Annotated in this window: 21 protein-coding genes and 1 pseudogene; 13 read left to right on the top strand and 9 right to left on the bottom strand. The window is 71.6% G+C overall.

Annotated elements, in window-relative coordinates:
* Positions 1-6 precede the first annotated feature (6 nt).
* From AB0J71_RS24245 to AB0J71_RS24230, 4 genes are all read left to right on the top strand, one after another.
* Entirely contained in the window at positions 7-339 is a 333-nt protein-coding gene (locus AB0J71_RS24245) for a hypothetical protein (protein ID WP_352329018.1), read from the top strand.
* The gene (locus AB0J71_RS24240; RefSeq protein WP_364416133.1) at positions 336-713 is read left to right on the top strand and encodes an alpha/beta fold hydrolase; all 378 of its coding nucleotides are present in this window, start codon (positions 336-338) and stop codon (positions 711-713) included. Before AB0J71_RS24245 ends, AB0J71_RS24240 begins: the two co-directional genes overlap by 4 nt.
* A gap of 122 nt (positions 714-835) precedes the next feature.
* Entirely contained in the window at positions 836-1,426 is a 591-nt protein-coding gene (locus AB0J71_RS24235) for a nuclear transport factor 2 family protein (protein WP_352329016.1), read from the top strand.
* 478 nt (positions 1,427-1,904) lie between these two features.
* Positions 1,905-4,415, top strand: coding sequence for an excinuclease ABC subunit UvrA (locus AB0J71_RS24230; protein ID WP_364416131.1), 2,511 nt, complete (start codon positions 1,905-1,907; stop codon positions 4,413-4,415).
* Positions 4,416-4,550: 135 nt separating this feature from the next.
* On the opposite strand, the gene AB0J71_RS24225 is transcribed toward AB0J71_RS24230, so the two are convergent.
* Positions 4,551-5,900, bottom strand: a complete 1,350-nt coding sequence (locus tag AB0J71_RS24225; protein ID WP_364389432.1) for an alpha/beta hydrolase — start codon at positions 5,898-5,900, stop codon at positions 4,551-4,553.
* Positions 5,901-6,330: 430 nt separating this feature from the next.
* On the opposite strand from AB0J71_RS24225, the gene AB0J71_RS24220 reads away from it, so the two are divergent.
* The gene (locus AB0J71_RS24220; RefSeq protein WP_364416129.1) at positions 6,331-7,563 is read left to right on the top strand and encodes a sensor histidine kinase; all 1,233 of its coding nucleotides are present in this window, start codon (positions 6,331-6,333) and stop codon (positions 7,561-7,563) included.
* A complete protein-coding gene (locus AB0J71_RS24215) occupies positions 7,560-8,261 on the top strand; it encodes a response regulator transcription factor (RefSeq protein WP_364416127.1) in 702 nt (233 codons plus the stop codon). The genes AB0J71_RS24220 and AB0J71_RS24215 overlap by 4 nt, the downstream gene beginning before the upstream one ends.
* Before the next feature lie 37 nt (positions 8,262-8,298).
* Here AB0J71_RS24215 and AB0J71_RS24210 read toward each other — a convergent pair whose 3' ends face one another.
* Positions 8,299-9,918, bottom strand: coding sequence for a PHP domain-containing protein (locus AB0J71_RS24210; protein WP_352329798.1), 1,620 nt, complete (start codon positions 9,916-9,918; stop codon positions 8,299-8,301).
* A 361-nt stretch (positions 9,919-10,279) separates the two neighbouring features.
* Here AB0J71_RS24210 and AB0J71_RS24205 point away from each other — a divergent pair, with 361 nt between their 5' ends.
* A complete protein-coding gene (locus AB0J71_RS24205; protein ID WP_352329796.1) occupies positions 10,280-10,786 on the top strand; it encodes a GNAT family N-acetyltransferase in 507 nt (168 codons plus the stop codon).
* A 392-nt stretch (positions 10,787-11,178) separates the two neighbouring features.
* Here the strand turns inward: AB0J71_RS24205 and AB0J71_RS24200 are convergent.
* Positions 11,179-12,429: pseudogene (locus AB0J71_RS24200) on the bottom strand (alpha-L-fucosidase); the annotation flags it as partial.
* Positions 12,430-12,503: 74 nt separating this feature from the next.
* On the opposite strand from AB0J71_RS24200, the gene AB0J71_RS24195 reads away from it, so the two are divergent.
* Entirely contained in the window at positions 12,504-12,719 is a 216-nt protein-coding gene (locus AB0J71_RS24195) for a hypothetical protein (RefSeq protein WP_364416125.1), read from the top strand.
* An 82-nt stretch (positions 12,720-12,801) separates the two neighbouring features.
* On the opposite strand, the gene AB0J71_RS24190 is transcribed toward AB0J71_RS24195, so the two are convergent.
* The gene (locus AB0J71_RS24190) at positions 12,802-14,049 is read right to left on the bottom strand and encodes an MFS transporter (RefSeq protein WP_364416123.1); all 1,248 of its coding nucleotides are present in this window, start codon (positions 14,047-14,049) and stop codon (positions 12,802-12,804) included.
* Between the two features lie 74 nt (positions 14,050-14,123).
* Here AB0J71_RS24190 and AB0J71_RS24185 point away from each other — a divergent pair, with 74 nt between their 5' ends.
* Positions 14,124-15,131 (top strand): LacI family DNA-binding transcriptional regulator, encoded by a 1,008-nt coding sequence (locus AB0J71_RS24185; RefSeq protein WP_352326860.1) that lies wholly within the window; start codon positions 14,124-14,126, stop codon positions 15,129-15,131.
* A gap of 76 nt (positions 15,132-15,207) precedes the next feature.
* Here AB0J71_RS24185 and AB0J71_RS24180 read toward each other — a convergent pair whose 3' ends face one another.
* Positions 15,208-15,510, bottom strand: a complete 303-nt coding sequence (locus tag AB0J71_RS24180) for a hypothetical protein (RefSeq protein WP_352326861.1) — start codon at positions 15,508-15,510, stop codon at positions 15,208-15,210.
* Positions 15,511-15,966: 456 nt separating this feature from the next.
* Positions 15,967-17,682: a right-handed parallel beta-helix repeat-containing protein gene (locus AB0J71_RS24175; RefSeq protein WP_364416121.1), complete on the bottom strand. Its 1,716-nt coding sequence runs from the start codon at positions 17,680-17,682 to the stop codon at positions 15,967-15,969.
* A 63-nt stretch (positions 17,683-17,745) separates the two neighbouring features.
* Here AB0J71_RS24175 and AB0J71_RS24170 point away from each other — a divergent pair, with 63 nt between their 5' ends.
* A complete protein-coding gene (locus tag AB0J71_RS24170) occupies positions 17,746-18,645 on the top strand; it encodes a TetR/AcrR family transcriptional regulator (protein ID WP_364416119.1) in 900 nt (299 codons plus the stop codon).
* A gap of 50 nt (positions 18,646-18,695) precedes the next feature.
* On the opposite strand, the gene AB0J71_RS24165 is transcribed toward AB0J71_RS24170, so the two are convergent.
* The 3 genes from AB0J71_RS24165 to AB0J71_RS24155 all read right to left on the bottom strand — a co-directional run bounded on the left by AB0J71_RS24165 (position 18,696) and on the right by AB0J71_RS24155 (position 21,438).
* Entirely contained in the window at positions 18,696-20,738 is a 2,043-nt protein-coding gene (locus AB0J71_RS24165; RefSeq protein ID WP_364416117.1) for a serine hydrolase domain-containing protein, read from the bottom strand.
* A 122-nt stretch (positions 20,739-20,860) separates the two neighbouring features.
* The gene (locus AB0J71_RS24160; protein ID WP_352326865.1) at positions 20,861-21,109 is read right to left on the bottom strand and encodes a hypothetical protein; all 249 of its coding nucleotides are present in this window, start codon (positions 21,107-21,109) and stop codon (positions 20,861-20,863) included.
* Positions 21,106-21,438: a winged helix-turn-helix domain-containing protein gene (locus tag AB0J71_RS24155; protein ID WP_352326866.1), complete on the bottom strand. Its 333-nt coding sequence runs from the start codon at positions 21,436-21,438 to the stop codon at positions 21,106-21,108. The genes AB0J71_RS24160 and AB0J71_RS24155 overlap by 4 nt, the downstream gene beginning before the upstream one ends.
* A gap of 158 nt (positions 21,439-21,596) precedes the next feature.
* On the opposite strand from AB0J71_RS24155, the gene AB0J71_RS24150 reads away from it, so the two are divergent.
* Genes AB0J71_RS24150 through AB0J71_RS24140 form a run of 3 tightly spaced genes read left to right on the top strand, consistent with a single transcriptional unit; the run spans position 21,597 to position 24,219 of the window.
* Positions 21,597-22,376: an ABC transporter permease gene (locus AB0J71_RS24150; RefSeq protein ID WP_364416115.1), complete on the top strand. Its 780-nt coding sequence runs from the start codon at positions 21,597-21,599 to the stop codon at positions 22,374-22,376.
* Positions 22,377-22,397: 21 nt separating this feature from the next.
* Positions 22,398-23,420 (top strand): glycine betaine ABC transporter substrate-binding protein, encoded by a 1,023-nt coding sequence (locus AB0J71_RS24145; RefSeq protein ID WP_364416113.1) that lies wholly within the window; start codon positions 22,398-22,400, stop codon positions 23,418-23,420.
* Positions 23,404-24,219: an ABC transporter ATP-binding protein gene (locus tag AB0J71_RS24140; protein WP_352326869.1), complete on the top strand. Its 816-nt coding sequence runs from the start codon at positions 23,404-23,406 to the stop codon at positions 24,217-24,219. Before AB0J71_RS24145 ends, AB0J71_RS24140 begins: the two co-directional genes overlap by 17 nt.
* The last annotated feature ends 463 nt before the right edge of the window (positions 24,220-24,682 follow it).

The raw sequence follows: 24,682 nt of genomic DNA, 5'->3' as shown, positions 1-24,682 counted from the left end.
CGCGAGATGCTGCGCACCACGGGCGGCGAGTTCCCCGAGTTCGTCGCGGCCGTTTCGATACTGGTCGGGCTCCCGCCGGAAACAGCGTGCGAGGAGCTGGAGACACGCGCCCACGCGCTGGCCGCGTCGCTGGCGGAGGTGGAGTCGACGCTGGAGTCCTCCGGCGAGGTGCCGCGGTTGTTCCTGCTGGAGGAGGAGTACCGCCGCGCGGTGCTCACCGCCGAGCTGGAGTGGGTCCGCGGTGTGGTCGAGGACCTGCGGCAGGGACGGCTGACCTGGGACGAACCATGGCGGCGCGCGATCGCGTCCGCCCTCGAACCACCGGAGGAACAGGCATGAGCAAGGAGCTGTACTACGAAGTGACGGGCTCGGGCCCGTCACTGCTGCTGATCGCCGGCGGCACCGACGACGCCAGGGACTTCACCGGGATGACGCCGCTGCTGTCCGACAGCTACACGGTGGTCTCCTACGACTGCCGCGGCATCTCCCGCAGCCGGTCCGACGGCCCGGCTGCGGACGTGACGATGGAGACGCAGGTGGCGGACGCCCGCTGGGTCCTGGAAGCCGCCGGCGGCGGACCGGCGCACGTCTTCGGCAACAGCAGCGGCGGCCTGATCGCCCTCGCCCTCGCCGCCCGCCATCCCGGCCTGGTACGTACGGTGGTCACCCACCCGACCGCATTCGCCCACAGACTCCGCCGAATCCTTGCCTAGCCCGGCCTGCTGAAAACCCACGTCATCCTTGTGGGGCCCTGCACGATGGGTCGGTGTCTTGATGATGCGGCAAGGGGGCGACCTGGGCGGATATCGGCAGGCGCAAGGTCCCCGTCCTGGAGGTGGGACAGCGCGTCCAGTGGTTCGGGCCGGTCGTCGGTGGCGAGCTTGCCGTCTACGGGTCCGATTTCCGCCGGGTGCATCCTGTCCAGGGCGGACATGATGAGCGCATGACGGCAGAGACAATGACGAATGACGGTCCGGCTCCGGGGGGCGACGAGGGCAGGAGCTCACTGGCAGTGCTGGAGAGGTTCTACCGGGCGGAAGTCGCCTATATCGCCGCAGGGGGCTTCGGCAAGGCCGACTTCGGCGAGCTTGCCGAGTGCCTGGACCCGGAGGTCGTGATGTACCAGGCGGACTCCCTGCCCTACGGGGGCACCTGGCGCGGACCGAGCGGCATCGAGCAGTTCATGGCCGCCATGAGCGAGGCATGGCAGTCCCTGGAGTTCCTGGAGCAGAAGTATGTGGTCGACGGCGGCAGTGTCGTGGTCTGGAACCGCGGCATCCTGCGCGCCCGCGCCACCGGCCGGGCCCTGGAGACCTCGGTGATGCAGCTGATGACGATCAGGAACGATCGCATCACCGAGATACACCCCTTCTACCTGGACACTTCTGCGGTCCTGCACGCCCTACGCGCGGACGACGACGTCTAGTCGTTCTGTCCCGTGAGGTTGAGTACGTGGCCGGTTGGTGGCGCGAGTGGTCGTCGACGCCGGTCACCACCTCGCCCTCACGCCCGCCAGCCGGCGGCACGCCGCCCGACTCGACAGCACCTGTCACCCATGTCGTGGGATCGACGCGTCAAGCATGTCCCGGGACAGGACACGGATGAAAACATGACACAAGGCGTCGGGTTTCAGAGTGATCATCAATGCACCGGTCGGCGCCGATGTGGGGGTGGACCGGGGGCCTGACCTTCGACGGGGACGACAAGCTCGCCGAGGTGTCCAGGTCCTGATCTGCGGTACGGGCCGAATCCGGACCGGCCACGTGCCGACGGAACTGATCAAGCGGCCGCGTGGTGGCGGAATCAACTTGTGTCGACACGGGTGGGAGTCCATCCGCCTGTGTTCGCCTGTGTTGCGAGAGGGTGGATCAAGGTTGACTGCGTTCGTACGGGACGTCGCCAGTATGGGGCGAGAGGCCATCGAGGTGGTGGGGGCTCGTACCAACAATCTGCGGGACGTGTCGGTGAGCATCCCCAAGGGGCGGCTCACCGCCTTCACCGGGGTGAGCGGCAGCGGCAAGACCTCGCTGGCCATCGACACCCTGCACAACGAGGCCCAGCTGCGCTACCTGGAGGGGCTTTCGCCGTTCGTGCGGCAGTACATCACCCAGCGCAATCGGCCGAAGGTCGACCGCATCCTGGGGCTCGGCGCGACGCTCGCCGTCGACCAGCGCCGCCTGAACCGCAACCCCCGGTCCACGGTCGCGACGATCACCGGCATCGACGGGCATCTGGGACTGCTGTACTCGCGCCTCCCGGGGATCGGCGCCGACCCGGCGGCGCAGAGCGTCAACGGGCATCTGACGACCGCTCATTTCGACCGCAACACCCCGGAAGGCAGTTGCGCGGACTGTCACGGCGTGGGCGGGCGCTGGCAGGCGCAGGAGGACCTCATCATCACCCATCCGGAGCTTCCCCTCTTCGAGGGGGCCTCGCCCTGGTACGCCAAGTGGCGGTCGGGGGAGCACGCGTTCGTGCCGGCGCTCGCCGACAAGCGCGGCGTGGACCTCGGCCTGCCATGGCGGTCGCTGCCGGAGGAGTTCCGCCACTGCGTGCTGTACGGCACAGGTGAGGAGAAGGTCGAGGCGACCGTCGACATGACCAGCAAGAAGGAGACGGTCTCGGTGACCTACACCTCCAGCCAGCCGCTGCGGGGGGCGCTGGCCGAGGTGGAGCGGGTGTTCCTGAACGCCCAGACCGCCACCGCCAAGCAGCGCTACCTGCCGTACATGCGCAAGCAGCCGTGCGGCACCTGCGGCGGCAGCGGGTACGACCAGGTGGCCCGGTCCGTGCGGCTCGGCGGGCTGACCTTTCCCGACCTGCTCCAGGTGGACGTACGGGAGGTGCGCAGCTGGGCCGCGCGGCTGGCCGGCGACCTGGACGCCCGGCAGCGCGAGGTGGGGGAGCCGCTGCTGCAGGACCTGGGCCGCAGACTCGGGATCCTCGACCGCCTCGGCCTGGCCCATCTCCAGCTGTCCAGGAGCGCGGCGACACTGTCCGGGGGCGAGTTGCAGCGAACGCGGCTCGCCGCGCAGCTCAGCACCGAGCTGAGCGGCATCGTCTTCGTCCTGGACGAGCCCGGGACCGGGCTGCATCCGGCGGACAAGGCGCACCTGCTCGACATCGCCCTGGAGCTGCGCCAGGCCGGCAACACGGTGCTCCTGGTCGAGCACGATCCCGAACTGATCGCCCGGGCCGACTGGGTGATCGACATGGGGACCGGCGCGGGCCGCCTCGGCGGTGAGATCCTGGTGTCGGGGCTTCCCGCCGACGCGGCCGCCCACCCCACGTCGCTGACCGGACGCTACCTGGCCGGTGAGGGGCCCCGGCTGCGCCGGACCCGCCGTCCGGCCGGGGATGACACCGGCTGGGTGGAGCTGCACGGCCTGCGTGCGCACAACGTGACCGCAGACGTGGTGCGTTTCCCCGCCGGCCGGCTCACCTGCCTGACCGGGGTGAGCGGCAGCGGCAAGAGCAGCCTGCTCGGCGCGCTCGCGGCGAGCACGGAGGCCGCGTTGAACGGGACGACGATCGACACCGTGCGACAGGTGACCGGCCTGGAGGGGTTCGACTGGGTCGCCGTCGTCGATCAGGAACCGCTCGGGCGCACGCCGCGATCCAACCCGGCCACCTACAGCAAGGCGTTCGACGTCGTCCGTAAGCTGTTCGCCGAAACCGACATGGCACGCGCACGTGGGGTCAACGCGTCCTGGTTCAGCTTCAACACCGCGGGCGGTGGCCGCTGCGAACCCTGCACCGGTTATGGCCGCAAGCTGGTCGACATGCACTTCCTGCCCGATGTGTGGGTGGTCTGCGACGCATGCCAGGGGCGGCGCTACACGCCGGAGGCCTTGGAGATCACGTACCAGGGATTGGCCATCGACCAGGTGCTGGAGCTGACCGTCGCCGAGGCGGTGGAGCGGTTCTCCGAACCCCGGCAACTCGCCGAGACCCTGGGGGCCTTGAACCAGGTCGGGCTCGGCTATCTCCAGCTCGGCCAGAGCGCCACAGAGCTGTCCGGCGGCGAGGCGCAGCGGCTGAAGCTGGCCTCCGCCATCCAGCGCGGCGCCGCGGGCCGCAAGGCCGGTCTCGTCGTTCTCGACGAACCCGTCTCGGGCCTGCACCCCTCTGACGTCCAGCGGGTGGTGGATGCGTTCGACGTGTTGCTCGACTCGGGCAACACCGTCGTCGTGGCCGAACATGACATCCCCGTCGCCGCGTCCGCGGACTGGGTGATCGACCTGGGGCCTGGAGCCGGTCCGGACGGGGGCGCGGTGGTCGCGGAGGGCACCCCGGACGCCGTCGCGACCGCGAACACCCCGACCGCCGGCTTCTTCCGGCGGTACGCGGCGGGCCTGCCTCTCCTGGAGGGGCCGCGGCTCGGGTTCGTGTCACCAGCCGCACAGCAGGTGTGAGGGGCACCAGGACTACGGCAGAGAGGACAACCGCCCCTGATCCACCTGACGTGGCGCTCGGAGTGCTCGCCGGCCGCGACACCCGCTTCGGGGCCCGGGTCCGGCCGGGACGGCTGGTGGCGGGGCGCGAACGTGTCAGCCGGCCGGGCGGCCGCAGGTGACGTCCTTGCCGGGCAGGACGCCGTCGACCAGGTAGCCGGTGACCTTGGTGTCGACGCAGGCGTCGCCCGCCGCGAGGTAGACGCCGTGGCGGAAGGCGCCGGTCAATGTGATCATGCGGGAGCCGGTCAGCGCCCGGTGCATGGCCTGCTGGCCCGGATGGGGCGTCGCGGGGTCGCCGGCCGCGCCGACGATCAACGCCGGTACGGAGTTGCGGATCCTCGTGGGCGCTTCGAGCGGCTTGACCGGCCAGAACGCGCACGGGCTGATGTTGCGGACGAGCGGTCCGAACAGTGGTTCGGCGGTGCGGTGCCGCTGGATGTCGCGGTAGTAGGTCGCCGGGTCGCGGGGTGCGGCCCGGTCACCGCACAGGATCGCCGTGCCCGCCCGGTCCGAGGCCGCTCCGGCACCGGTGAACAGGCCGTCGAGGAATTCCTTCAGCGAGGCGGGCGGCGGCGTCCCGCCGCCGCGGCCCAGCGCCCGCGCCTCCTCGGCGAGGACGGCATAGGACTGCGGGCCGTCGCTGTAGAGGCGTGCGAACAGCCAGTACGGCACGACATGGGCATCGACGCGGTATCCGCCGATCTGCACGGGATGCCGGTTGATCTTCTCCACGGTCGCCAGGACGGCGTCACGTGTCCCGCCCAGCCCGTACTCCTTGTCATGTGCTGCGGCCCAGGACGCCCAGCGCCGCAGCGCGGCGTCCATCGCGGGGGCGGCGCGTGCGAACATGCGCGGGCCGTACACCTGCGGGTCGACGGCGCTGTCGAGCACCACCCGGTCGGCCCGCGAGCCGAACAGCTGCAGGTAGGTCGCACCCAGGTAGGTGCCGTAGGAGTAGCCGAGGTAGGACAGCTTCCGCTCGCCGAGCGCGGCCCGGATCACGTCCATGTCGCGTGCGGTGTTCCTGGTCGTGGCGTACGGCAGGGTCTGGAGATTGCCCTTGGCGCAGCCCGCCGCCAACTGTTCGGCGAGGCGCACCCCCTCGTCGAAGGAACGCCGGTCGGGTCCCGCCGAGCGGAGGAAGGTGTCGGTCCGCCACCGGCAGTTGATCGGTGTGCTGCGGCCGACGAACCGGGGGTCCATGCCCACCAGGTCGTAACGGGCCGCGACCGCGGGCATCTCCTTGCCCAGGAGCGTCATCGAGAGGCCGGCGCCTCCCGGCCCGCCGGGGTTGAGCAGCAGGACGCCGCGGCGCCGGGAGGAGTCGGTGGCCTTGATCCGGGAGAGCGCGATGGAGAGGGTCCGCCCCTGCGGGTTGCGGTAGTCCATCGGGACCAGAACGGTGGCGCATCGAGCACCGGCGGCGTCCATCTGTGCGCCCATCTGATCGCCGGGTCCGGTTGCGCAGGCGCGCCAGGTGATCGTCTGATGGTGGAAGCGGTCCAGGGGGGTGGCCGCCTGCGCCGGTCCGGCGGCGCCCAATCCGATTCCGGCCGTGAGTGCCACTGCGGCAGCCGTTCCACTCTTGATGAGGAGCATGCGTCGTTCCTTGGTGAAGGGGTTGTTTCCTGCGGATCCGGCACGCGTCGAGTTCGACGCTCCGGTCAGGATGGGTCCGGGCTCGGGGGCGCCCCCTGCTGATCGCCGGCTGTATCCAAACTAGGGGGCTGAGCAGCCCCTGGACATCGTGCGGAAGGTCGATCCGGCCCTGCCACCGGCACACCAACCGCCCGCTTCTCTGCAACCGCTGCCCCAACGACGGCTCCTCCCAAAGGAGGACAAAGCGGGTCAGGCTGGCGGCTACCTTCGTCTCATGAACGTGGTGCGACGATGGGGCCGCTGGTGGCGCGGCTTGCCGGTGATGGTCGCCGACACCCTGCTGGCCGGTGTGTCGACCGCGCTGGCGGTGACGCAGGCCGCCTTGTCCGCCCATGACCCGGTCGTGCTGGCGTACCTGCTGGCGGTGCTCACCAGCGCGCCGCTGGTGCTGCGCAGGCGCCACCCCGTCCCCGTCCTCGCGGTGATCACGGCGGGCCTGATCGGCTGCGGCCTGGCCGGTTACCCCAACGGATTCCAGGCCCCGCCGGTGCTGGTCAGCCTCTACACCGTCGCGGCCTACCGCCGGGAGGGCCACCGCGACGGCGTCGTGGCCCTGGCGTTGATGGCGGGCATCCTCGTTCCCGACCTCGTCAGGTCCGGGCTGACCTTCGCGATCGTCAAGAGCCTGGTCGAGAACGCGCTTCAGCTCGGCGCGGCCTGGGCCATCGGGGAGGGGGTGCGCAGCCGCCGGCTGCGCCACCAGGACCTCGTCGAGCACGCCCGCCACCTGGAGATCGAACGCGAGGAGAAAGCCCTGCGAGCGGTCGCCGAGGAACGCGTGCGCATCGCCAGGGAACTGCACGACGTGGTCGCCCACCACCTGTCGGTCGTCTCGATCCAGTCCGGTGCCGGCGGCCGCCTGATCGACACCGAGCCCGCCGCCGCACGCGAGGCGTTCACCGCGATCGCCGCCACCACCCGCGAGGCACTGGCCGAGCTCCGCAACATGCTGTCGGTCCTGCGCCTCACCTCCGACGTCGGCGAGGACTCCTACGCCCCGCAGCCGGGGCTGGCCCAGCTGGACACGCTGCTGGAACGCTCCCGCCTGTCCGGCCTGTCGATCCGGCGGGAAACCTCCGGTCAGGTACGCCCGCTGCCGCCCGGCGTGGACCGGTGCCTGTACCGCATCACCCAGGAGTCATTGACCAACGTGCTCAAACACGCCCCACACGCCGACGTGACCCTTACCCTGACCTACCAGCCCGCCGCGGTCACGCTGCAGGTCGCCGACGACGGCCCGGCCACCACCGGGCCGAGCGCCGACGGGCACGGCCTGATCGGCATGCGCGAACGAGCCACCCTCTACGGCGGCACCCTCACCGCCGGCCCACGTACGGACGGCGGCTTCACCGTGACCGCGCACTTGCCCGCCTCCCCACTCGCCGAACCCGCCTTCGCCACGGCCCACCCGCAGCAGAGCGCACCACGACCCGGGGCAGCCCGATGACCGGCCCCGACACCGGCCGCGGGACCATCCGCGTCCTGGTCGTCGACGACCAGGCCCTGGTCCGCGCGGGCCTGGTCGCCCTCCTCCGCACCGACGCCGCTCTCGCGGTCGTCGGCGAGGCCGCCGACGGCCACGAAGCCATCGCCCAGGCCGCGGCGACCGCCCCGGACGTCATCCTGATGGACATCCGCATGCCCGGCCTGGACGGCGTCGCCGCCACGCGCCACATCCTCGCCCACGCCGCCGGCCCGGCGCCGAAGATCCTCATCCTGACCACCTTCGACCTGGACGAACACGTCTTCGCCGCCCTGCGCGCCGGCGCCTCGGGATTTCTGCTCAAGGACACCCCCGCCGACCAGATGCTGGCCGCGATCGCCACGGTCGCCCGCGGCGAGGTGCTGCTGGCGCCCAGCGTCATCCGGCGCCTGGTCGACCATTTCGTCGCCGCGCCCGAACCCGACCGGCGCCGCCCCGAGGAACTCGCCCGGCTCACCAGCCAGGAGACCGCCGTGCTCCACCTGGTCGGCCAGGGCCTGACCAACCAGCAGATCGCCACCCGCCTGAACATCGCCGAGGCCACCGTCAAATCCCACCTGGGCCGCCTCATGACCAAGCTCAAGCTGTCCAGCCGCGCCCAAGCCGTGGTCGTCGCATACGAGACCGGCTTGATCGTCCCCGGAGCCGGATACCGCACCTGATGCCCGACAACTCACCGCTCGGGAGCACGGACTCGTTCTACGTCAGTTCCACGAAGGTGGGATTGGTGTAGCACCAGAGGTCGTGCCAGGGGTTCTCATTGCGGCCCGTGTCCGCGGCCGGCTCCATCCCGCCGGGAGCGCTGCGCCTGCCGTCGGTGCCACGCAGCCGGAAGTAGAACGGCTCGCGCACGTCGCGGAACTTGTAGTGGAACTGGGCGACCCGGCCCTTGCCCTTCGGCGTGAACGACTCGACCACGCTCACGTCCGGGGCGGTGAAGACGTCGGGGTCGGCGGCCGGGCCGGTGATCGCACCGCGGATCAGATCCAGGCGGGCGAGCCGGGGGATCTCTTCATTGGCGTTGGGACGGCCGGCGAGATCGACGGAAATGGTGATGGTGACGTCGTCGCCGCGCCGCACCGACAGCCGTCCGCCGAAGGTGGCCGGGGCGTTGCCGGGGGCGTGCGCGTCGACGTGCAGCCCGTCGATGAGGCCGCCCATCGACACCCAGGATCGCCCGGCCCTGATCGCCTCCATGACCGCGCCATAGCTGCGTGAGGTCGCCCCCACAACCGTGCGGCTGAACTGGCCGGGCCAGAAGTCGGCGTGCCGCAGCGGGACGCCGCCGTCGATGGGATCGGGGTATCTGCCGTGCTGGTCGTACCAGTCAGCGGGCCGGGAGGGCTCGACGGTCGTGTCGCCGTTGTAGAAGTGGCCGTCGGAGTTGGCGGTGATCCACCAGCCCTTGCCCTCGGCGAGCATCGAGTCCCACATGCCGCCCAGGATTCCGGTCATGGAGTCGAAGCCGCCGTACGTCGGGTAGTGCTCGGGCCGCCAGCCGGCCCAGGAGTCGGGGTCGGCGGTGTTGTTGAAGTCGCCGCGGGCCCTGGGCTCGTTCTGGGCGCCAGGCGCGCCCTCCATGCCGACGGCGATGTTCGGCGCCGTGTCGCGGTAGGTGCGCAGGTCACGCGGGGAGTACCGGCCGCGCCGCATCACGTGGTTGATCAGGAACAGCGCGGAACTCGCCGAACCCGTGCGCAGCGCGGTCCCGAGCCAGGCGAGCGCCTCCAGCGCCTTGGCCTCGTTCGCCGGGGTGCCGGCGCCGGTGCCGTTGATCCTGGAGTCGAAGAGCCGCTCGAACGCGCGCAGCAGTTGGATCTCATCGCGAGCACCGTCGAAGAACACCGTGGCGTGCTCGCCTCCCGGGACGTTCCACTCGAGCCCCTGCCACAACAGCAGCTCAGGGTGCCTGGCCCGGGAGGTGACGATGTCGGCATAGGTGGACTCGACCGCGAACTTCTCGTGCGCGGCGTGCCCGTGGTCGGTGATGACCAGCCAGTCCAGGCCGTGCTTGAGAGCGCCCGCAGCCTGCTGCTCAATGGTGTACATGCCGTCGTAGCTGTACTGCGTATGAACATGATGGTCGCCGGCCAGCCAGTGCAGCGCGCGGGAGCCTCCGCTGGTTGCGGCGGCGGGACGCGTGGTCAGCCCTCCCAGAGCGGTGACGCCGAGACTGCTTAGGCCGAGCAGCCCACTGTTCAGCAGAAAGCGCCGCCGGCCGAGGTCGGCGGGGGACAGTTCGGTCTCTGAGACGGACAGGTCGGCGAACGCAGCCGTTCCTTCCGGCGCGCTGTGGGAGTGTGCATGGGTGCGGCACATGGGACATACCTTTCATCTGGAATACCTGGTGCGTCGTTCTCGGGTGGCCCATGAGCTTTCGCACGAAATGGGGCGGAACAGGTGACCTGCGGCCCTTCGTCACGCTCGCAGAGGAGCGTGACGGCTTGCATGGAGAGGAAGCGAATGCTGGGCGACTTCTTGCCGAACGGCGGAAGGCTCCGGCGAGCCACCTGTCGCGCTGTTCGGGGCGCCTCTGCGCTGCCGGGCCTCCCACCTCTTGGGGCGGTCAGTTCGTCCGACATCCGGGCATGACGTGCGGCGATTCGCGCAAGGGGCACCCGTGCCTGGTCGCAGGCATATTCGCATGACGGTCCGCGCGATGATCCGATAGAGAGGACCCATGTCGATTCATGTGCGCCTTGACGACCTGTGCCGGGAGACCTGGGAAGCGGTGGCCGAGCTGAGGGTGGCTGACGACCAGGATGATCTCATCGCGTCGAACCTGTACTCGATCGCGGAGAGCCGGTTCCTGCCGGGCTTCGTGACCCGTGCGGTGATGCACGACGAGCGCGCCGTGGGCTTCGCGATGTACGGCCCCGACCCCGATGACGGCCAGATCTGGCTCTATCGCTTGATGATCGACAAGGATCACCAGGGGAAGGGGCTGGGCCGAGCGGCCCTCCAACAGGTCATCGCCCACGTACGGGACGCGTTCGACGTGCCGGTGCTGCGGCTGGGAGTGCGTGGCGACAACATCGCGGCCAGGGCGCTCTACACCTCTGCCGGGTTCGTCCCCACCGGGCAGGTCTTCGGCAGGGAGGAGGTCCTGGAACTCCGTCTGCGAACGGGGCACACCGAAGCGTCCGGTGACGTGCATGATCCTCGAAAAGGAAATCCCGGAAGCTGACGCACGCCTCACCAGCAGGGGCATGCCTCGGACCGGTGACCGCGCGGGCCGCCCTGCGACCAGGGACGGCGGCGCGTTGATGGCCGTCATGAGCGTGGGCAGGGCTGGGATCATCCGGGTCGGCCAACGCGTCCTCTGGGCCGGCCCTTCTCCTCGGCCTGGATGATCAGCGTCTTCCTCAAGTACCAGGACCCGCCGCTCGGCACGTGGCGCCTGCTCGGCATCGTCGCCGTCGGCGTGGCCGCCAACGGCTCCCTGCCGCCGGCATACGTCGCACGGGCCGTAGGCAGACGAGGGCGGCCCGCCTGGCGCAGGGGCCGCCCCCTTTCTCCCGTGCCGTCTGCCTCCCACGCCGATGGCGCGGCCGCGGCGCACGAGTTCGCGTCCCCCGTTCAGGCGCCGGGCGCCAGCCTGAGGACGGCGGCCGGCAGCCCGCGCAACGCCTCGGGGACGACGACCCCGCCGGAACGATCCACCGCGGCCGGGCCGTCACCCCAGGTGGCTCCGGCCCGCGCCCGCTCGACCAGGTCGCCGGCGAGTGTCAGCCGTCCCGCGGCCGGGTCCAGGGCGATCACGTGGAGGGCGCCGTCGGGGGCGGCGGTGTAGCGGACCGGGTCGCCGACGGGCTCGGCGTGCCGGACCCACGGCCGGGTGCCGTAGATCGCCTCGCCGTGGGCCGCCAGCCAGGCGCCCAGGTGGCGCAGCCGTTCGACCTGGGACTCCGGCAACGAGCCGTCGGCCCGCGGCCCGATGTTGAGCAGCAGGTTGCCGTTCTTGGCGACGGTGTCGACCAGCAGGTGGACGAGCTCGTCCGGCCGGACGAGGTGGCGCTCGTCCTCGGCCCGGTTGAAGCCGAACGACTGGCCGAGCCCGCGCGTGGCCTCCCACACCCACGGGGAGGTCTGCTGCTCGGAGACGTACTCGCGGGTGCGCGAGCCCAGGTGCGGCACGCCCCAGCGGTCGTTCACGATGCCCTCTGGCACCCGCTCGTAGTAGTGCTCGAACAGCGCCTGCAAACTGTACGGCCCGGCCGCCTTGCCCGAGTCGGGCCAGTCGATGTCGTTCCACAACACGTCGGGGGAGTGCCGGTCGATCAGCTCCATGGCCTGCTCGAAGCAGTAGCGCGCGAACGCCTCGTCGTTGCGGCGCAGCGTGAACAGGTCCGTCATCGACTGGATCGGCGGGAAGTCGGACACGTGCCAGTCCAGCGCCCCCGAGTAGTACAGGCCGAACCGCAGGCCCGCGGCCCGGGCGGCGCGGTCCAGCTCGGCGATCAGGTCGCGGCGGGGGCCGCGGCGCGCGCTGCTGAAGGCCGTGGTGGCGGTGTCCCACAGGCAGAACCCGTCGTGGTGCTTGGCCGTGGGCACGACGTAGCGCGCGCCGGACCCCGCGATCAGTCGCATCCAGGCCGCCGGGTCGAACGCCTCCGCCCGCCAGGAGTCGGCGAGATCCTCGTACGGGGTGCCGACCCCGTACTCCCGCTCGTGGAAGGCGCGGGCCGGCGAGCCGGGGATGCGGACGGTGTTGGCGTGCCATTCGGCGTACTGGTGGTGGCTGAACTCCAGTTCCACGGGCACGTGCTCGCCGGGCAGACGGGCGGTCGCCCACGCGGGCACCGAGTACAGCCCCCAGTGGACGAAGACGCCGAACTCGTCCGGCGCTGTCGATCTCTCAAGTCGCCGAAGGCTGGCGCAAGGTCGAAATCCTCCTGGACCCCGTGACCTACGCCTACCGGGCGCGGCGGGAGACTGCGATCACCGGCCACGAGGAGCGTTACCCCAAGCCGGACGGGGTCCTCATGTCCACGTTGAAGGACGGCGAGTTGGTTCCCGTCCCTCCTCATCTGGAGTGGAGCGTCGAGAAGGGCACGACATGGTCGGTCTTCACCCGCGTCGCGATCGGCGTCGTGGACCAGGCCGGGGAGCGGCCATGACCTCTGCCTGCCGTGCGCACAGGGGCTTGCGCGGCGGCGAGCCGGCCGGGAAGCCCGACCTCGCCCGCGACGAGCGGTCCCGTTACGGGCGCGGCCTGCCCGTCGCTCCTGCTTCGGCGGTGCCGCGCCGTGCGGGGGAGGGAACGACGGCTCTGAGTGCGGGCCACGCCAGCAGCGCCAAGGCCGCGGCGAGTGCCGCCACGGCCAGCATGGCGCCCGGCAGCCCGGTCGCCTGCGCCCAGTGCCCCACGTACACCGGCCCGGCGAGGTAACCGAGATAGGCCGAGGTGGACACGACCGAGGTGGCGGCACCGCGGGCCGCGCCGGGGACGTTGGCGGTGGCCAGGGCGAGCACGGTGGGGAAGAGCACGGCGGTGCCGACGGCGGCCAGGGCCAGCCCGAGCAGAGCCAGAGGGAGAGACGCGGTGAGGGCGAGCAGGGACGTCCCCGCCGCGGAGATCACCGCGCCGGCGGTGAGGACGATCCACGCGCGCCGGGCCTGCACCGCGCTGATCGCGAAGCGGGTGAGCGAGACGGCGAGTGCGAAGACCGCGGGTCCGGCGCCGACCAGCACGGGTCCGGCGTGCACGGCATCGGCGAGGTAGACGGCGCTCCAGCTCTGGTGAGCGTTCTCGACGGCGAATCCCAGCGCACCGAGTCCGCCCGCGACCAGCAGGAGCGGCAGATGAGCGCGCAGACCCGGCCGGCTCCGCGCGGCCGAGGTACGGTCATGATCGCGACGGCCGGCATCAGGCCGCGCGCGGTCGCCGGTGACGAGGGCGGCGCTCACAGCGCCGGCGGCGAGCAGGACCAGCACGTACGGCACGACCACGGGCAGGCCGGCGGCGTTCAGCAGGCCGGTGACGAGGCTCGCCGCGACCACGGCCAAGGAGAAGAAGCCGTGCGCCCTGGTGATAACCGGACGGCCAGTGGCCCGTTCGACGGAGCCGGCCGCCGCGTTGATCGTCACGTCCGCCGCGCCGGACGACACGCCCAGAACCGCCAGTCCCACGGATGAGGCAAGCAGGTCGTGAGCGGTGACGGCCACGGCGATGCCGGCGAGGCCGAGCGACGTGAGCGTGATCGCCGTGACGCGATGCCCCCACCGGTCCACGGCCCTGCCCGCCAGAGGCATCGCGGGCAGGGCGCCGACGGCGATGAACAGCAGCGCCGTGCCGAGTTGGCCATCGGTCAGCCCGGCCTGGTCGCGAATGGCGGGCACGGACGCACCCCACACGCCCCAGAACGCGCCGAAGACAGTGAATCCCGCGTACGGCACCCAGGCTCGGAGGTGACCGTGACCGGTGCAGTCCTGTGTATCGATACACATGCTGTGTAACGATACACAGGATAGGGTGAGGCATGGCCAAAGACCCTTCTCGGCCCCGGCCGACCATGGCGGAGGTGGCCCGCGCGGCGAAGGTCTCGGTGATGACCGTCTCCTACGCCTACGCCCAGCCTGACCGCGTCTCCGAACGCACCCGGGCCAGGGTCCGCGAAGCCGCCGCCCGCCTGGGATACCCCGGCCCTCATCCGGGGGCCCGCTCACTGCGCCGGGGACGGACCGGCAGCCTCGGGGTGGTGCTCGGCGAGCACCTCACCTACGCCTTCGAGGACCCCCAGGCCACCCGGTTCCTGGCCGGCGTCGCCGAGGTCTGCGCCAGTCACGGTCTGGGGCTCACGATCGTGCCCATCACCGGGGCGCCCTCGGACACCGACCGGGTCGCCGAGGCCGCGGTCGACGGTTTCGTCGTCTGGACGACCAGCGACGACGACCCCGTGCTGCAAGCGGTGGCCGCCACCGCTCTGCCCGCCGTCGTGCACGGCGGACCACACCACCGGGACCTGCCGATCGTGGCCATCGACGACCGTGCCGCAGCCCGCGCCGTCGCCGCCGAGGCCCTCGCCGGCGCCCGGCGGCCGATGGTGCTCAGCTTCCCGCTCGATCGCGCCAGGACGCCGGGGGTCCACAACGGGCTGGATCCGGCCGAGGCGACTTTCCGCGTGACCCGTGAGCGCCTGCGCGGGGTCCGTGACGGCTGGGAGGCGGCCGGCGGTCGCTGGTCGCAGGTGCGGGTCGCGGTGTGCGCACGCAACAGCGCGCGCGAGGCCGACTCCATGGCCACGGCGTTCCTGAAGGGGCCGGACGCGCCGGACGCTGTCATGGCCATGAGCGACGAGCTCGCCCTGGGCCTGATGCGAGCGGCCGCCCGTGCCGGTCTCGCCATCCCCGGCGACCTCGCCGTCACCGGCTGGGACGGCACCGACGCGGCCGCCGCCGCCGGGCTGACGACCGTCGCGCAGGACCTGCGTGCCCAGGGAGCCCGCTGCGCGCAGCTGGTCCTGGGCGAGGAAGCGGCAACCGGTCCGATCGAATGGCGCCTGGTCCTGCGCGACTCCACCCGGCGATGAGCACCGTCAAGGGCGAGCTCCGGCCAGGGGACCTGGCCGCGCCCGCCGGAGACGCCACCCGAGCGGGCTTCCGGTGTCAGGCCGGCGGCACGTGGGCGCACTGCGACGCGACCACGGTGCCGTTGACGTACGCGGGCCTCGGGCACAGGAACGTCTTGGGAGGCGAGGGCACCCCGGACGGGAACGTGACGTAGGCCGGTTCCGGGCTCGACGCCGGTCCCGTGCAGGGGCCGGCGAGGATGTCGATCCCGCCGCGGTAGGGGTTGAGCGACCAGAAGCCTTGGACGCAGTCGTACACACGTTCCTGGGCCGCGGCCGCCGTCGCGGGCAGGAGCGCTGCCGCGACGAGGGCAAGGACGAGCGTTCGGACGTGGCGCATGATGCATTCCCTTCTGAGTCCTGAGGGTTGCCGGACGAAGCTGTCGGGGCCCACGCCCGAGGAGCTGTTGGCGTGCGGCGGGGGCTTCACAGGGGTTCCTTCCTGCAGCCGTCGGCGCCGAGGAAGCCGTTCCAGGCTCCCTTCAAGGAGACGGTTCCGCTCAAGAAACTAGGCAGCCCGGCCAGGGGCTGCCCAGAGGCATCTGTCACCGGTTCGTGTGCGCTTCTCCCAGACCTGATGGGGGCGTGCCGCCATTCGGCACGTCCTGGACAAGCGCCCCCGGGCGTCCACCCGGTGCGCCGCAGCTCATCCGGCTGTGGGTGTCCCTGACCGGTGCGCGTCGCGCTGAGCTGCGCAAGGCGTTCGTCGACATGGTCCACCGGGCGCGCGAGGCAGGGGGATCGGGACCGACATCGGCCCGGCCGGGACGGCTGGTCCCGGCCAGGCGCCCGTTCGTCAGAGGGGGCGGCGGGGGCCCGCCTGGGCGCGGATGGCGGTGGTCGCGGCGTTCAGTTCCTGTTCGTCCTCGATGGTGCGGTTCTCCTCGTACGTGACCCCGGGTGGCGGGGCGTCGTGGCCGAGCGGGTCGGCGTCCCAGAAGTTGCCCCGGTAGACGACGTTCTCCAGCGGCGGGCCCACGTGCAGCACCGCCGTGTTGTCGGCGCGCGCGACGACGTTCTCCTCCACCCGCACCCAGGAGGCGCCGTAATCGGTGTAGAGCCCGAAGTTGTACGGCGTGCGGGTGTCCTCGATGACGTTGCCCAGCACCAGCGCCCCGTCGTCATGGGAACCGCCCTGCGGCCCCGACACGTACACGCCGCCGCCGTCGGCCAGCACCTGCATGGTGTCGACGGTCCGGTTGCGGACGATCCGGGTGCCCTCGCCGGGCCCGGCGGTGATCCCGCAGTGCGGCACGTCCCTGACCTCGTTGTGCGCGACGACGCACCCGGACGTCCCCATCACCGCGATGCCCGGCGATCCCGGATATTCGAGCCCGACGCCGCGTACCAGGTTGTCCTCGATCACGGTGCCCCGGCTGCCCGTCACCACGACGGCCCCCGCCGAGAGCGTGTCGAAGTCACAGCCACGCACGACGTGCCCCTCGCCGCCGGACACCCCCAGCCCGGACGCCCCCAGCCGGGTGAACCGGCACCCCTCGATCACCACGTCCGAGCAGTCCTCGAACGTGACGCAGGCGGGAATCGTCACGGAAGCCGTGGGATACGTCACGGACGCCCCCTCGCCCAGCTCCGCCACGCCGACGCCGCCGCCCTCGTAGAAGCCGCTGCCGTGATAGTGCACGAAGCCCTCGGGGCGGCTCGGGCGCAACCAGGTCGCCTCGGCGAACGTCAGCCCGCGGAAGGTCACCCGCCGCGCGCCGGACCCGCGTACCAGGGTCTCCAGCGACGGGGCGACCACCCGCGTACGGGCCGGGTCCTCGCCGGGGCGGGGCAGGTAGCGCAGCACATGGTGGCCCGGCCGTGAGCGGTCGAGCACGAACGTGCCCGGCTCGCGCAGGAAGCTCGGGTCGTTCTCGATCCTGGTGGGCAGGCCGGGCCCGGCGGAGGTGATGCCCTCCCAGGTGGAGTTGTACAGCTCGGCGGCCCATCCGAAGGCGGGCGTCGCCATGGTGATCACGGTCCGGTCGCCGTCCTGGGCGACGTCCGCGACGGGCAGGCGGCCCTCGGTCCACGGGTACACGCCGCGGTGGACGAACTCCACGTCGCGCGGGCTGGTCCAGGCCAGCGGCGCGGCGCTGTCGGTGACGTAGCCGGTGGCGGTCGCGGCCGGGGACGAACCGGGCAGCCCCTCGATCGCGGCCCGGGCGGCGCGGCGGCCGTCCACGTAGAGCTGGCGGGTCTCCAGGTCGCCGACGTCGGCCAGCCAGACGCCGTCGCGCACCTGCCAGCCGGTGATCGTCCGGCCACCGCTCAGCACGGCGTCCTCCTGGTCGGGGGTGCCGTGGCCGTAGGCCTGGTAGACGGTGCCCGAGTCGGCCTCGGTGAGCTCCAGAGGCTCGCCCAGCACGTGGACGCCGCCCCTGAGGTGGACGACGGACTCCCCGCCGGCCCCCCTGGCGGCCTCCCGGGCGCGTCGGACGGTGGCGAAGGGGCGGTCGAGGGAGCCGGGCCAGGAGTCGTCCCCGCCGGGTGCGACATGGAAGTGGAACACAGGTTTCCCCTTTGCTGTTTATGGCGTACACGGAGTAATACACCATAAACGAGGGAGGCGCCAATGACGCGAGGTGCGGCGGGGGACCCGGACCACGGGCTCGAGCTGTTGTGGCGGGACGCGGAACGGGAGCCGCGGCCCGGCCTCAGCCTGGGCCGGATCGTGCGGGCCGCGGTCGAGCTGGCCGACGCCGAGGGCCTGGAGGGGTTGTCGATGCGCAAGGTCGCCGACCGGCTGGGCTTCACGACCATGTCCCTCTACCGCCACGTACCCGGCCGCGACCAGCTCGTGGAGCTGATGCGCGACGAGGTGCTGGGCGAAGCCCTCGTCCCCGCCCCGGACGCCGCCCCGGACGCCGCCCCGGACGCCGCGCCGGACGCCGGCCCGGACGCCGGTGTCGGGTGGCGGGGGCGGCTGGAGGAGGCGGCGCGGCGGGCGTGGGAGCTTCGCATGCGCCACCCGTGGCTGGCCGAGGTGCGCGGCTCCCGCCACCTGCCGGGCCCGAACGCGGTCGCCCACTACGACCACATGCTCGGCGCGCTGACCGGCACCGCGCTGCGGCCGTCCGAGGTGGTCGCGGTGGTCGGCCTGCTCGGCCGGTTCGTGGACGCCGAGGCGCTGCTCCTGGCCGAGACCCGGCGCGAGGAACGCCGCAGCGGCGTGTCCGAGCAGGAGTGGTGGGGCGCCCGCGACTCCCTTTACCAACGCCTCGACCGCTTTCCCGCCCTCTCACGCCTGTGGGAGACGGGCGGCTGGGACGACCCGGAGGACTCCTTCACGTTCGGCCTGCGCCGCCTCCTGGACGGCGTCGAGGTGCTGATCCGAGAGCGTGACGAAAGCCGTGACGAAAGATGCCCCGAGTGTGGCGCCCCGCTGGAAACCGCCCCCTCGGGCCGCCCGCGCGTCTACTGCTCGCGGGCCTGCCAGCAACGCGCCTACCGCAAGCGCAGGTCGGCCGACTGACCCGACCCGGTGGGCCTGTGCGGTGCCTCGATGATCGTCTCCGGAGGCTCTCAGCCGATCAGGTTGTAGGCGGCGGCCACACTCAGATAGGCGAGCGCGGCGAGGACCACGACGGTGCAGTGGATCCGCCCGGCCAGGGTCCACCAGCCCTTGACCCAGGCCAGCCCGGCGGTGACCAGCGTCACGCCGGCCCCGGCCGCGGCCAGGACGGGCAGCGTGGTGATGGTCGTGAACAACGGGCTGCCGCCCAGGAAGAACTCGGCCTGGTTGGCGTCGAAGTCGGCGAACATCGCCACGAGGGATCCGGCGGAGGCCGTGACGAGCACCGCCGTGATCCACGCGGGCAGCCCGGCCAGGCGCGGCCCGCGAACCGTCCGCCCGCGAACCGTCCGCCCGTGAACCGGCCGCAGGGGCGCCGTCCGCCCGGCTCCGGCGGCAGCCCCGAAAGCACCCGCGGGCGCGAATCCGTCGCCGGACCCGCCGGACCCGCCGGACCCGCCGGGCCTGCGGCGGCGCCGGGCGAGGCGTACGGCATGCAAGAGGGGTCCGCCCACAGCCGACAGCAGCAGCACGGTCAGGCTCACGCCGAGCACGCCGAGATGCAACGTGGGCGACTGGTACCAGGCCAGGCGCTCCAGCGGCCCCGCCGGGTTCTCCGTGGCCAGCAGGCCGTCAGGCCGGAACTGGATGGTGCGGTAGCCGTTCTTCTCACGGAACAGGGCGGGGGCGATCTGCGTCCACTGACGGCTCTCGGTGGGGCCGAGCGCGACCGCGCCGGTGGTGGTCAGGAGGCCGTCGCCGCCCGCGCTGACCGTCACGGTGCTGGTGAGCGAGCTGAGCTTGCCCAGGTCGGTCATGTCGGCGGCCAGGGCCGTACGGTAGGTGCCGGTGTACTGGGCGACGTCGGGCAGCGGGCCCGGCGTGCCGTCCGCCGGGGCGGGAGCCGGGGCGAAGCGGTCGGCGAAGGCGTTGACCAGGGACCAGGCGGAGTCGGGGCCGCCCTTGCCGATGCCGTTGTAGGAGGCGTAGACGCCGATGCCCCGGTCGGGGATCAGCGCCATGATCGCGAAGTAGCCGGGAATGTTGCCCCGGTGCACCAGCAGGCGCCGGCCGTTCCTGGTGTACTCCTGGAAGCCGTACCCCATGCCGGCGGTGCCCTCGGCGTTGCCGAAGCGGCGGCTCTGCATGAGCCGCACGCTGTCCGGCCGGAGTATCCCGCCGCCGCCGGTCAGCTGGGCCAGCATGAACGCGGCCATGTCGGTGGCGGTGGAGCGGAAGCCGGCTCCGTGCGGCGGCATGTGCCCGTATTTTGCCCCTTCGGCCCGGACCTGGTGGCCGTCCTGGAGACGGTAACCGGGGGCGAGGGCCTGGGCGACCGGGCCGGGCTCGGGCTGGGTCATGCTGGCGTGCGTCATGCCGAGCGGGCGGAAGATGTTCTCCTGCACGTACTGGTGGAAGGGCAGGCCCGAGCGCACCTCGACCAGGTAGCCGGCCAGGCCCATCCCGTAGTTGGAGTAGACGGCCCTGGTGCCGGGCGGCCGGATCCGGGGCGGCTGGTGGTCGGCGAGGTGGGCGCCGAGCGGGTGCACCTCACGGGCGGTGGCCGCGCCGGTGCCGAAGTCACCGCCGGCGAACCCGGCGGTGTGGGTGAGCAGGTTCGCCATGGTGACCGGCCGGCCCGGGTAGGCGTCGTCGATCTTGAACGTGGTGAGGTACTGGTTGACGTCGGCGTTCAGGTCGATCCGGCCGCGTTCGACGAGCTGCATGACAGCGGTGGCGGTGATCAGCTTGGCCACCGACGCGGGGGCGAAGACGGTCCGCTCGGCGTCCACGGGACGGCCGGTCTCCACCTCGGCGACGCCGTACCCCTGGGCGAAGACCTGACGGCCGCCCGCCACGACGGCGATCGCCGCCCCCGGGATCTGGTGCTCCTTGAGCTGGCGGGGCACGTAGGCGTCGGCGAACTGCCGTACCGACCGGGCCGGATCGGCCGCCGTGGCGGCGGCGGGGGCGCTCACCGCCAGCAGCGGCACGGCGACCGTCAGCGAGCACATGAGGGCACGCCGGCGGGATGATTTGCGTTCGAGCAGCATGAGCTGCTCTCCTTTCTGTGGGAGCACGTACGCGTCAAAGGCACGCCGTCACGGCGTGGTCGTGCGGTTCCGCCGTCCGGGGGTGAGTTGCCGCTCGCCCCCGGACCTGTGTCACGGGCTCGTCAGTCGACGCTGAGCAGGATCCTCTCCATCGCCGCGACCTTCTCCGTCAGCTCGCCCAGCCTGGCCTGCACCTCACCCTGCCGCTGCACGGCCTGCTCGGCCAGTTCGCGATATCTGGCCATCTCGGCCGTCAGCACGTCGGTGCGGTGCCGTTCGAACCGGAAGTAGAACGCCATGCAGGCCGTGATCGCGCCGAACAGAATCAGCACGACCACGATGGGGATCACGATGGAACCGATGTCGATCACTGCGGGGTCTCCTGCACCTGATGGGGTCCTTCCTCGTCGTCCGCGCGCAGAGCCGCGAGGACGGTGTCGATCGTCAGGGTGAGCTCGAAGGGCAGCAGCTCGATGTACTTCATCGCCTTGCCGTCGGCCGCCAGCTCCAGCCGCCCTTCGATCAGTCCCGCCTTCTCCAGCCGCTCCAGATGCATGTAGAGCAGCGCACGGGACACCTTGATCCGGCGGGCCAGCTCGCTGACGTGGACCCGGCCGCCGGCGAGCTCGGCGAGGATCTGCAACCTGAGCGGATGCCCGACCGCGCCGAGCAGGCGGAGCAACTCTTCGCTGGTCGGCATGTCGTCCTTGGAGGGTCTGTCTTGCACCTGTTAGTTCAGTCTTACAGGTGCAAGTGTACGCGTCAAACCGCTTCGCCGGGGCGCTTGCGCGCGGGTGGAGGATCCTCTACCGTCATCCCGACTAAACCAGTCGCTTATGAAGGAAAGGGGCGGGGCCGGTGATCCGTGGTGTCGGGTTGCGGGCGGCGGGCGTGGTTCTGCTGGCCGCGATCTGGTGGGCGGTCGCGGCCTCCCACCTGTGGCCCGAGGTGTTCGTCCCCAGCCCGGGGTCGGTGTGGGACCAGCTCTTCCTGACCTCCTCCGTGCACGACGGCCGGCGCGGCTACGGCGGCTACCTGCTGTCGGAGCACCTGCTGGCCAGCCTGCGCCGCATCCTGCTCGGCAGCCTGTACGGCATCGCCGGCGGCATCGCGCTCGGCCTCGTCGTCGGCCTGGTGCCCACCGTGCGCGCCCTGCTCAATCCGCTCATCACGTTCGTCCGCACGTTGCCGCCCCTCGCCTACTTCAGCCTGCTGATCATCTGGCTGGGCATCGACGAACCGCCCAAGGTCTCGTTGTTGTTCGTGGCCGCGCTGCCGCCCGTCGCCGTGGCCACCGCCGACGCCGTACGCGGGGTGCACGAGGACTACCTGTACGCGGCCAGGTCGCTGGGGGCCGGGCGCTGGCAACTGCCGTACCGGATCGTGCTGCCCTCGGCGCTGCCCGAGGTGATCACCGGCGTCCGGGTCGCGGTCGGGGTGGCCTACACCACGGTCGTGGCCGCCGAGACCGTCAACGGAGTGCCGGGCATCGGCGGGATGATCCGCGACGCCCAGCGCTACAACCAGACCGACGTCGTCGTGCTCGGGCTGCTCGTCATCGGCGCGTCCGGCCTGCTCATCGACACGCTCCTCCAACTCACCGAGCGCCTGCTCGTGCCCTGGCGCGGCAAGGCCTGACCCCCTGCGAAGGCATCAGCCATGAAACACCGCCTCATCCCCGCGCTGGCGCTCGCACTGTGCCTGGCGGCCTGCTCCACCGGCACCGGCGCCGCCCCCGCCGCCGACGGCAGCCCCACGGAACTGCGCATCGGCTACCAGCTCATCCCGAACGGCGACCTCATCGTCAAGGACCAGCGCTGGCTGGAGAGCGCGCTGCCGAACACGAAGATCAGCTGGATCAAGTTCGACTCGGGCGGCGACGTGAACACCGCGATGGTCGCGGGCAGCATCGACATCGGCCTGGCCGGCAGCAGCCCGGTCACCCGCGGCCTGTCCGCGCCGCTGAACATCCCGTACCAGGTGCCGTGGGTCTTCGACGTCATCGGCGAGAACGAGGCGCTGGTGGCCCGCCAGGCGGGCTCGGTGGCCGAGCTGAAGGGCCGGAAGATCGCGACGCCGTTCTCCTCGACCTCGCACTACAGCCTGCTGGCCGCACTCCAGGAGGCCGGGCTGAGCGAGTCGGACGTCACCGTCGTCGACCTGGAGCCGCCGGACATCCAGGCCGCCTGGACGCGCGGCGACATCGACGCCGCCTACGTCTGGACGCCCGTGCTCGGCGAGCTGCGCAAGGGCGGCAAGGTGCTGGTCACCAGCAAGGAGCTGGCCGCCAAGGGCAAGCTGACGGCCGACCTGGCCGTGGCGCGCACCCAGTTCGCCACCTCCTACCCCCAGGCCCTGCGCACCTGGCTGACGCAGCAGGACCGGGCGGTCAAGCTCGTACGCACCGACAAGCGGGCCGCGGCGGCGGCCGTCGGACGCCAGCTCAACCTCAGCCCCGACGAGGCCGCCCGCCAGATCGACGAGCTGATCCTGCTGGACGCCAAGGAGCAGGCCGGCTCCGACTACCTGGGCACCCCGGACAAGCCGGGCGCGCTCGCCGAGAACCTGCGCAGCGCCGCCGAGTTCCTCAAGGCCCAGAACAAGCTCCCCGAGGTGCCCGCCCTGGAGGTCTTCCAGAAGGGCCTGGACACCAAGGACCTGCGCGATGCCTTCGCAGGCTGACACGCGCACCGCGGCGGCGGTGCGGCTGGAGGGCGTCTCGCTCACCTACCGGCCGCGCTCCCGCTGGTCGAAGGCGGAGCCCGTCGAGGCGCTGCGCGGGATCGGCGCCGACATCGGCGCGGGCGAGTTCGTGACGATCGTCGGCCCCTCGGGCTGCGGCAAGAGCACGCTGCTCAGGCTCGTCGCCGGGTTCGCCGCGCCCACCTCCGGGACGGTCGCCGTGGGCGGCGAGCCCGTGGCGGGGCCCGGACCCGACCGGGGCGTGGTGTTCCAGCAGCCGCGCCTGTTCCCCTGGCTGAACGTACGCCGCAACGTCGAGTTCGGCCTGCGCATGACAGGGGTGCCGAAGCAGGCCAGGCGGGCCAGGGCCGACGAGCTGCTCACGCTGGTGGGGCTGGGCGAGGTGGCGGGACGGCGGCCGTACGAGCTGTCCGGCGGCATGCAGCAGCGCGCCGCCATCGCCCGGGCGCTCGCGCCCGACCCCGCGATCCTGCTGATGGACGAGCCGTTCGCCGCGCTCGACGCGCTCACCAGGGAGCGGCTCCAGGAAGAGCTGCGACGGCTCTGGCAGGCCACGGGCAAGACCGTGCTCTTCGTCACGCACAGCGTCGACGAGGCCGTCTACCTGGGCACCCGCCTGCTGGTGATGAGCCGCGGGCCGGGCACGGTCGTCCTCGACCGGCCCTCGGAGCTGCCGCACGCGGCCGATCCGCGCGCCCATCCCGAGTTCCCGTCCGTACGCGAGACCGTGGCCGCGGCCGTCCGGCGGGCCGCCTCGTCCGACCTCGAGCTTTCCTGACGCGTTTCGGCCGAGCAGGCGGGGGAGGATTCCGGTCGGGCCAATCAAGCGGTGGGCCTGGAAATACGTGGTCCGGAAAGCTGGGAAGGCCAAATCGAAACTCCCCGACGGGCTGAACTATTGGCCTGTTCTGAGCCGACGTCAACGATTTCCTGGCTATTGGCCAATAGTGGTCAAGCGCCGGCGTCGCATGGCCCGGCAGTGCTTCGGTCTGGCCTGGTCCGACATCGATTCCGCGACCCACACTTCGGCCATTGGCGCCTGACGCCGCTGGTGGGGGCGAGTGCCGGAGGCTTGAACCCTGTCCGGATGTGGCCACGGCTGGAGGGTGATTTCCCGCCCGCAATCAAGTTTCATGGAGGCGAACAGCGCGTCGCCGCCTCGATCATCGACTGGAGGGAATCGCATGGCCATTTCTGCTGTCGCAAATTCTGGCCGGCATCGACAACTCCATGATGTCCAG

The sequence above is a fragment of the Nonomuraea sp. NPDC049637 genome, from assembly GCF_040675235.1.
Taxonomy (GTDB): Bacteria; Actinomycetota; Actinomycetes; order Streptosporangiales; family Streptosporangiaceae; genus Nonomuraea.
This window is presented reverse-complemented; position numbering and strand designations above follow the sequence as displayed.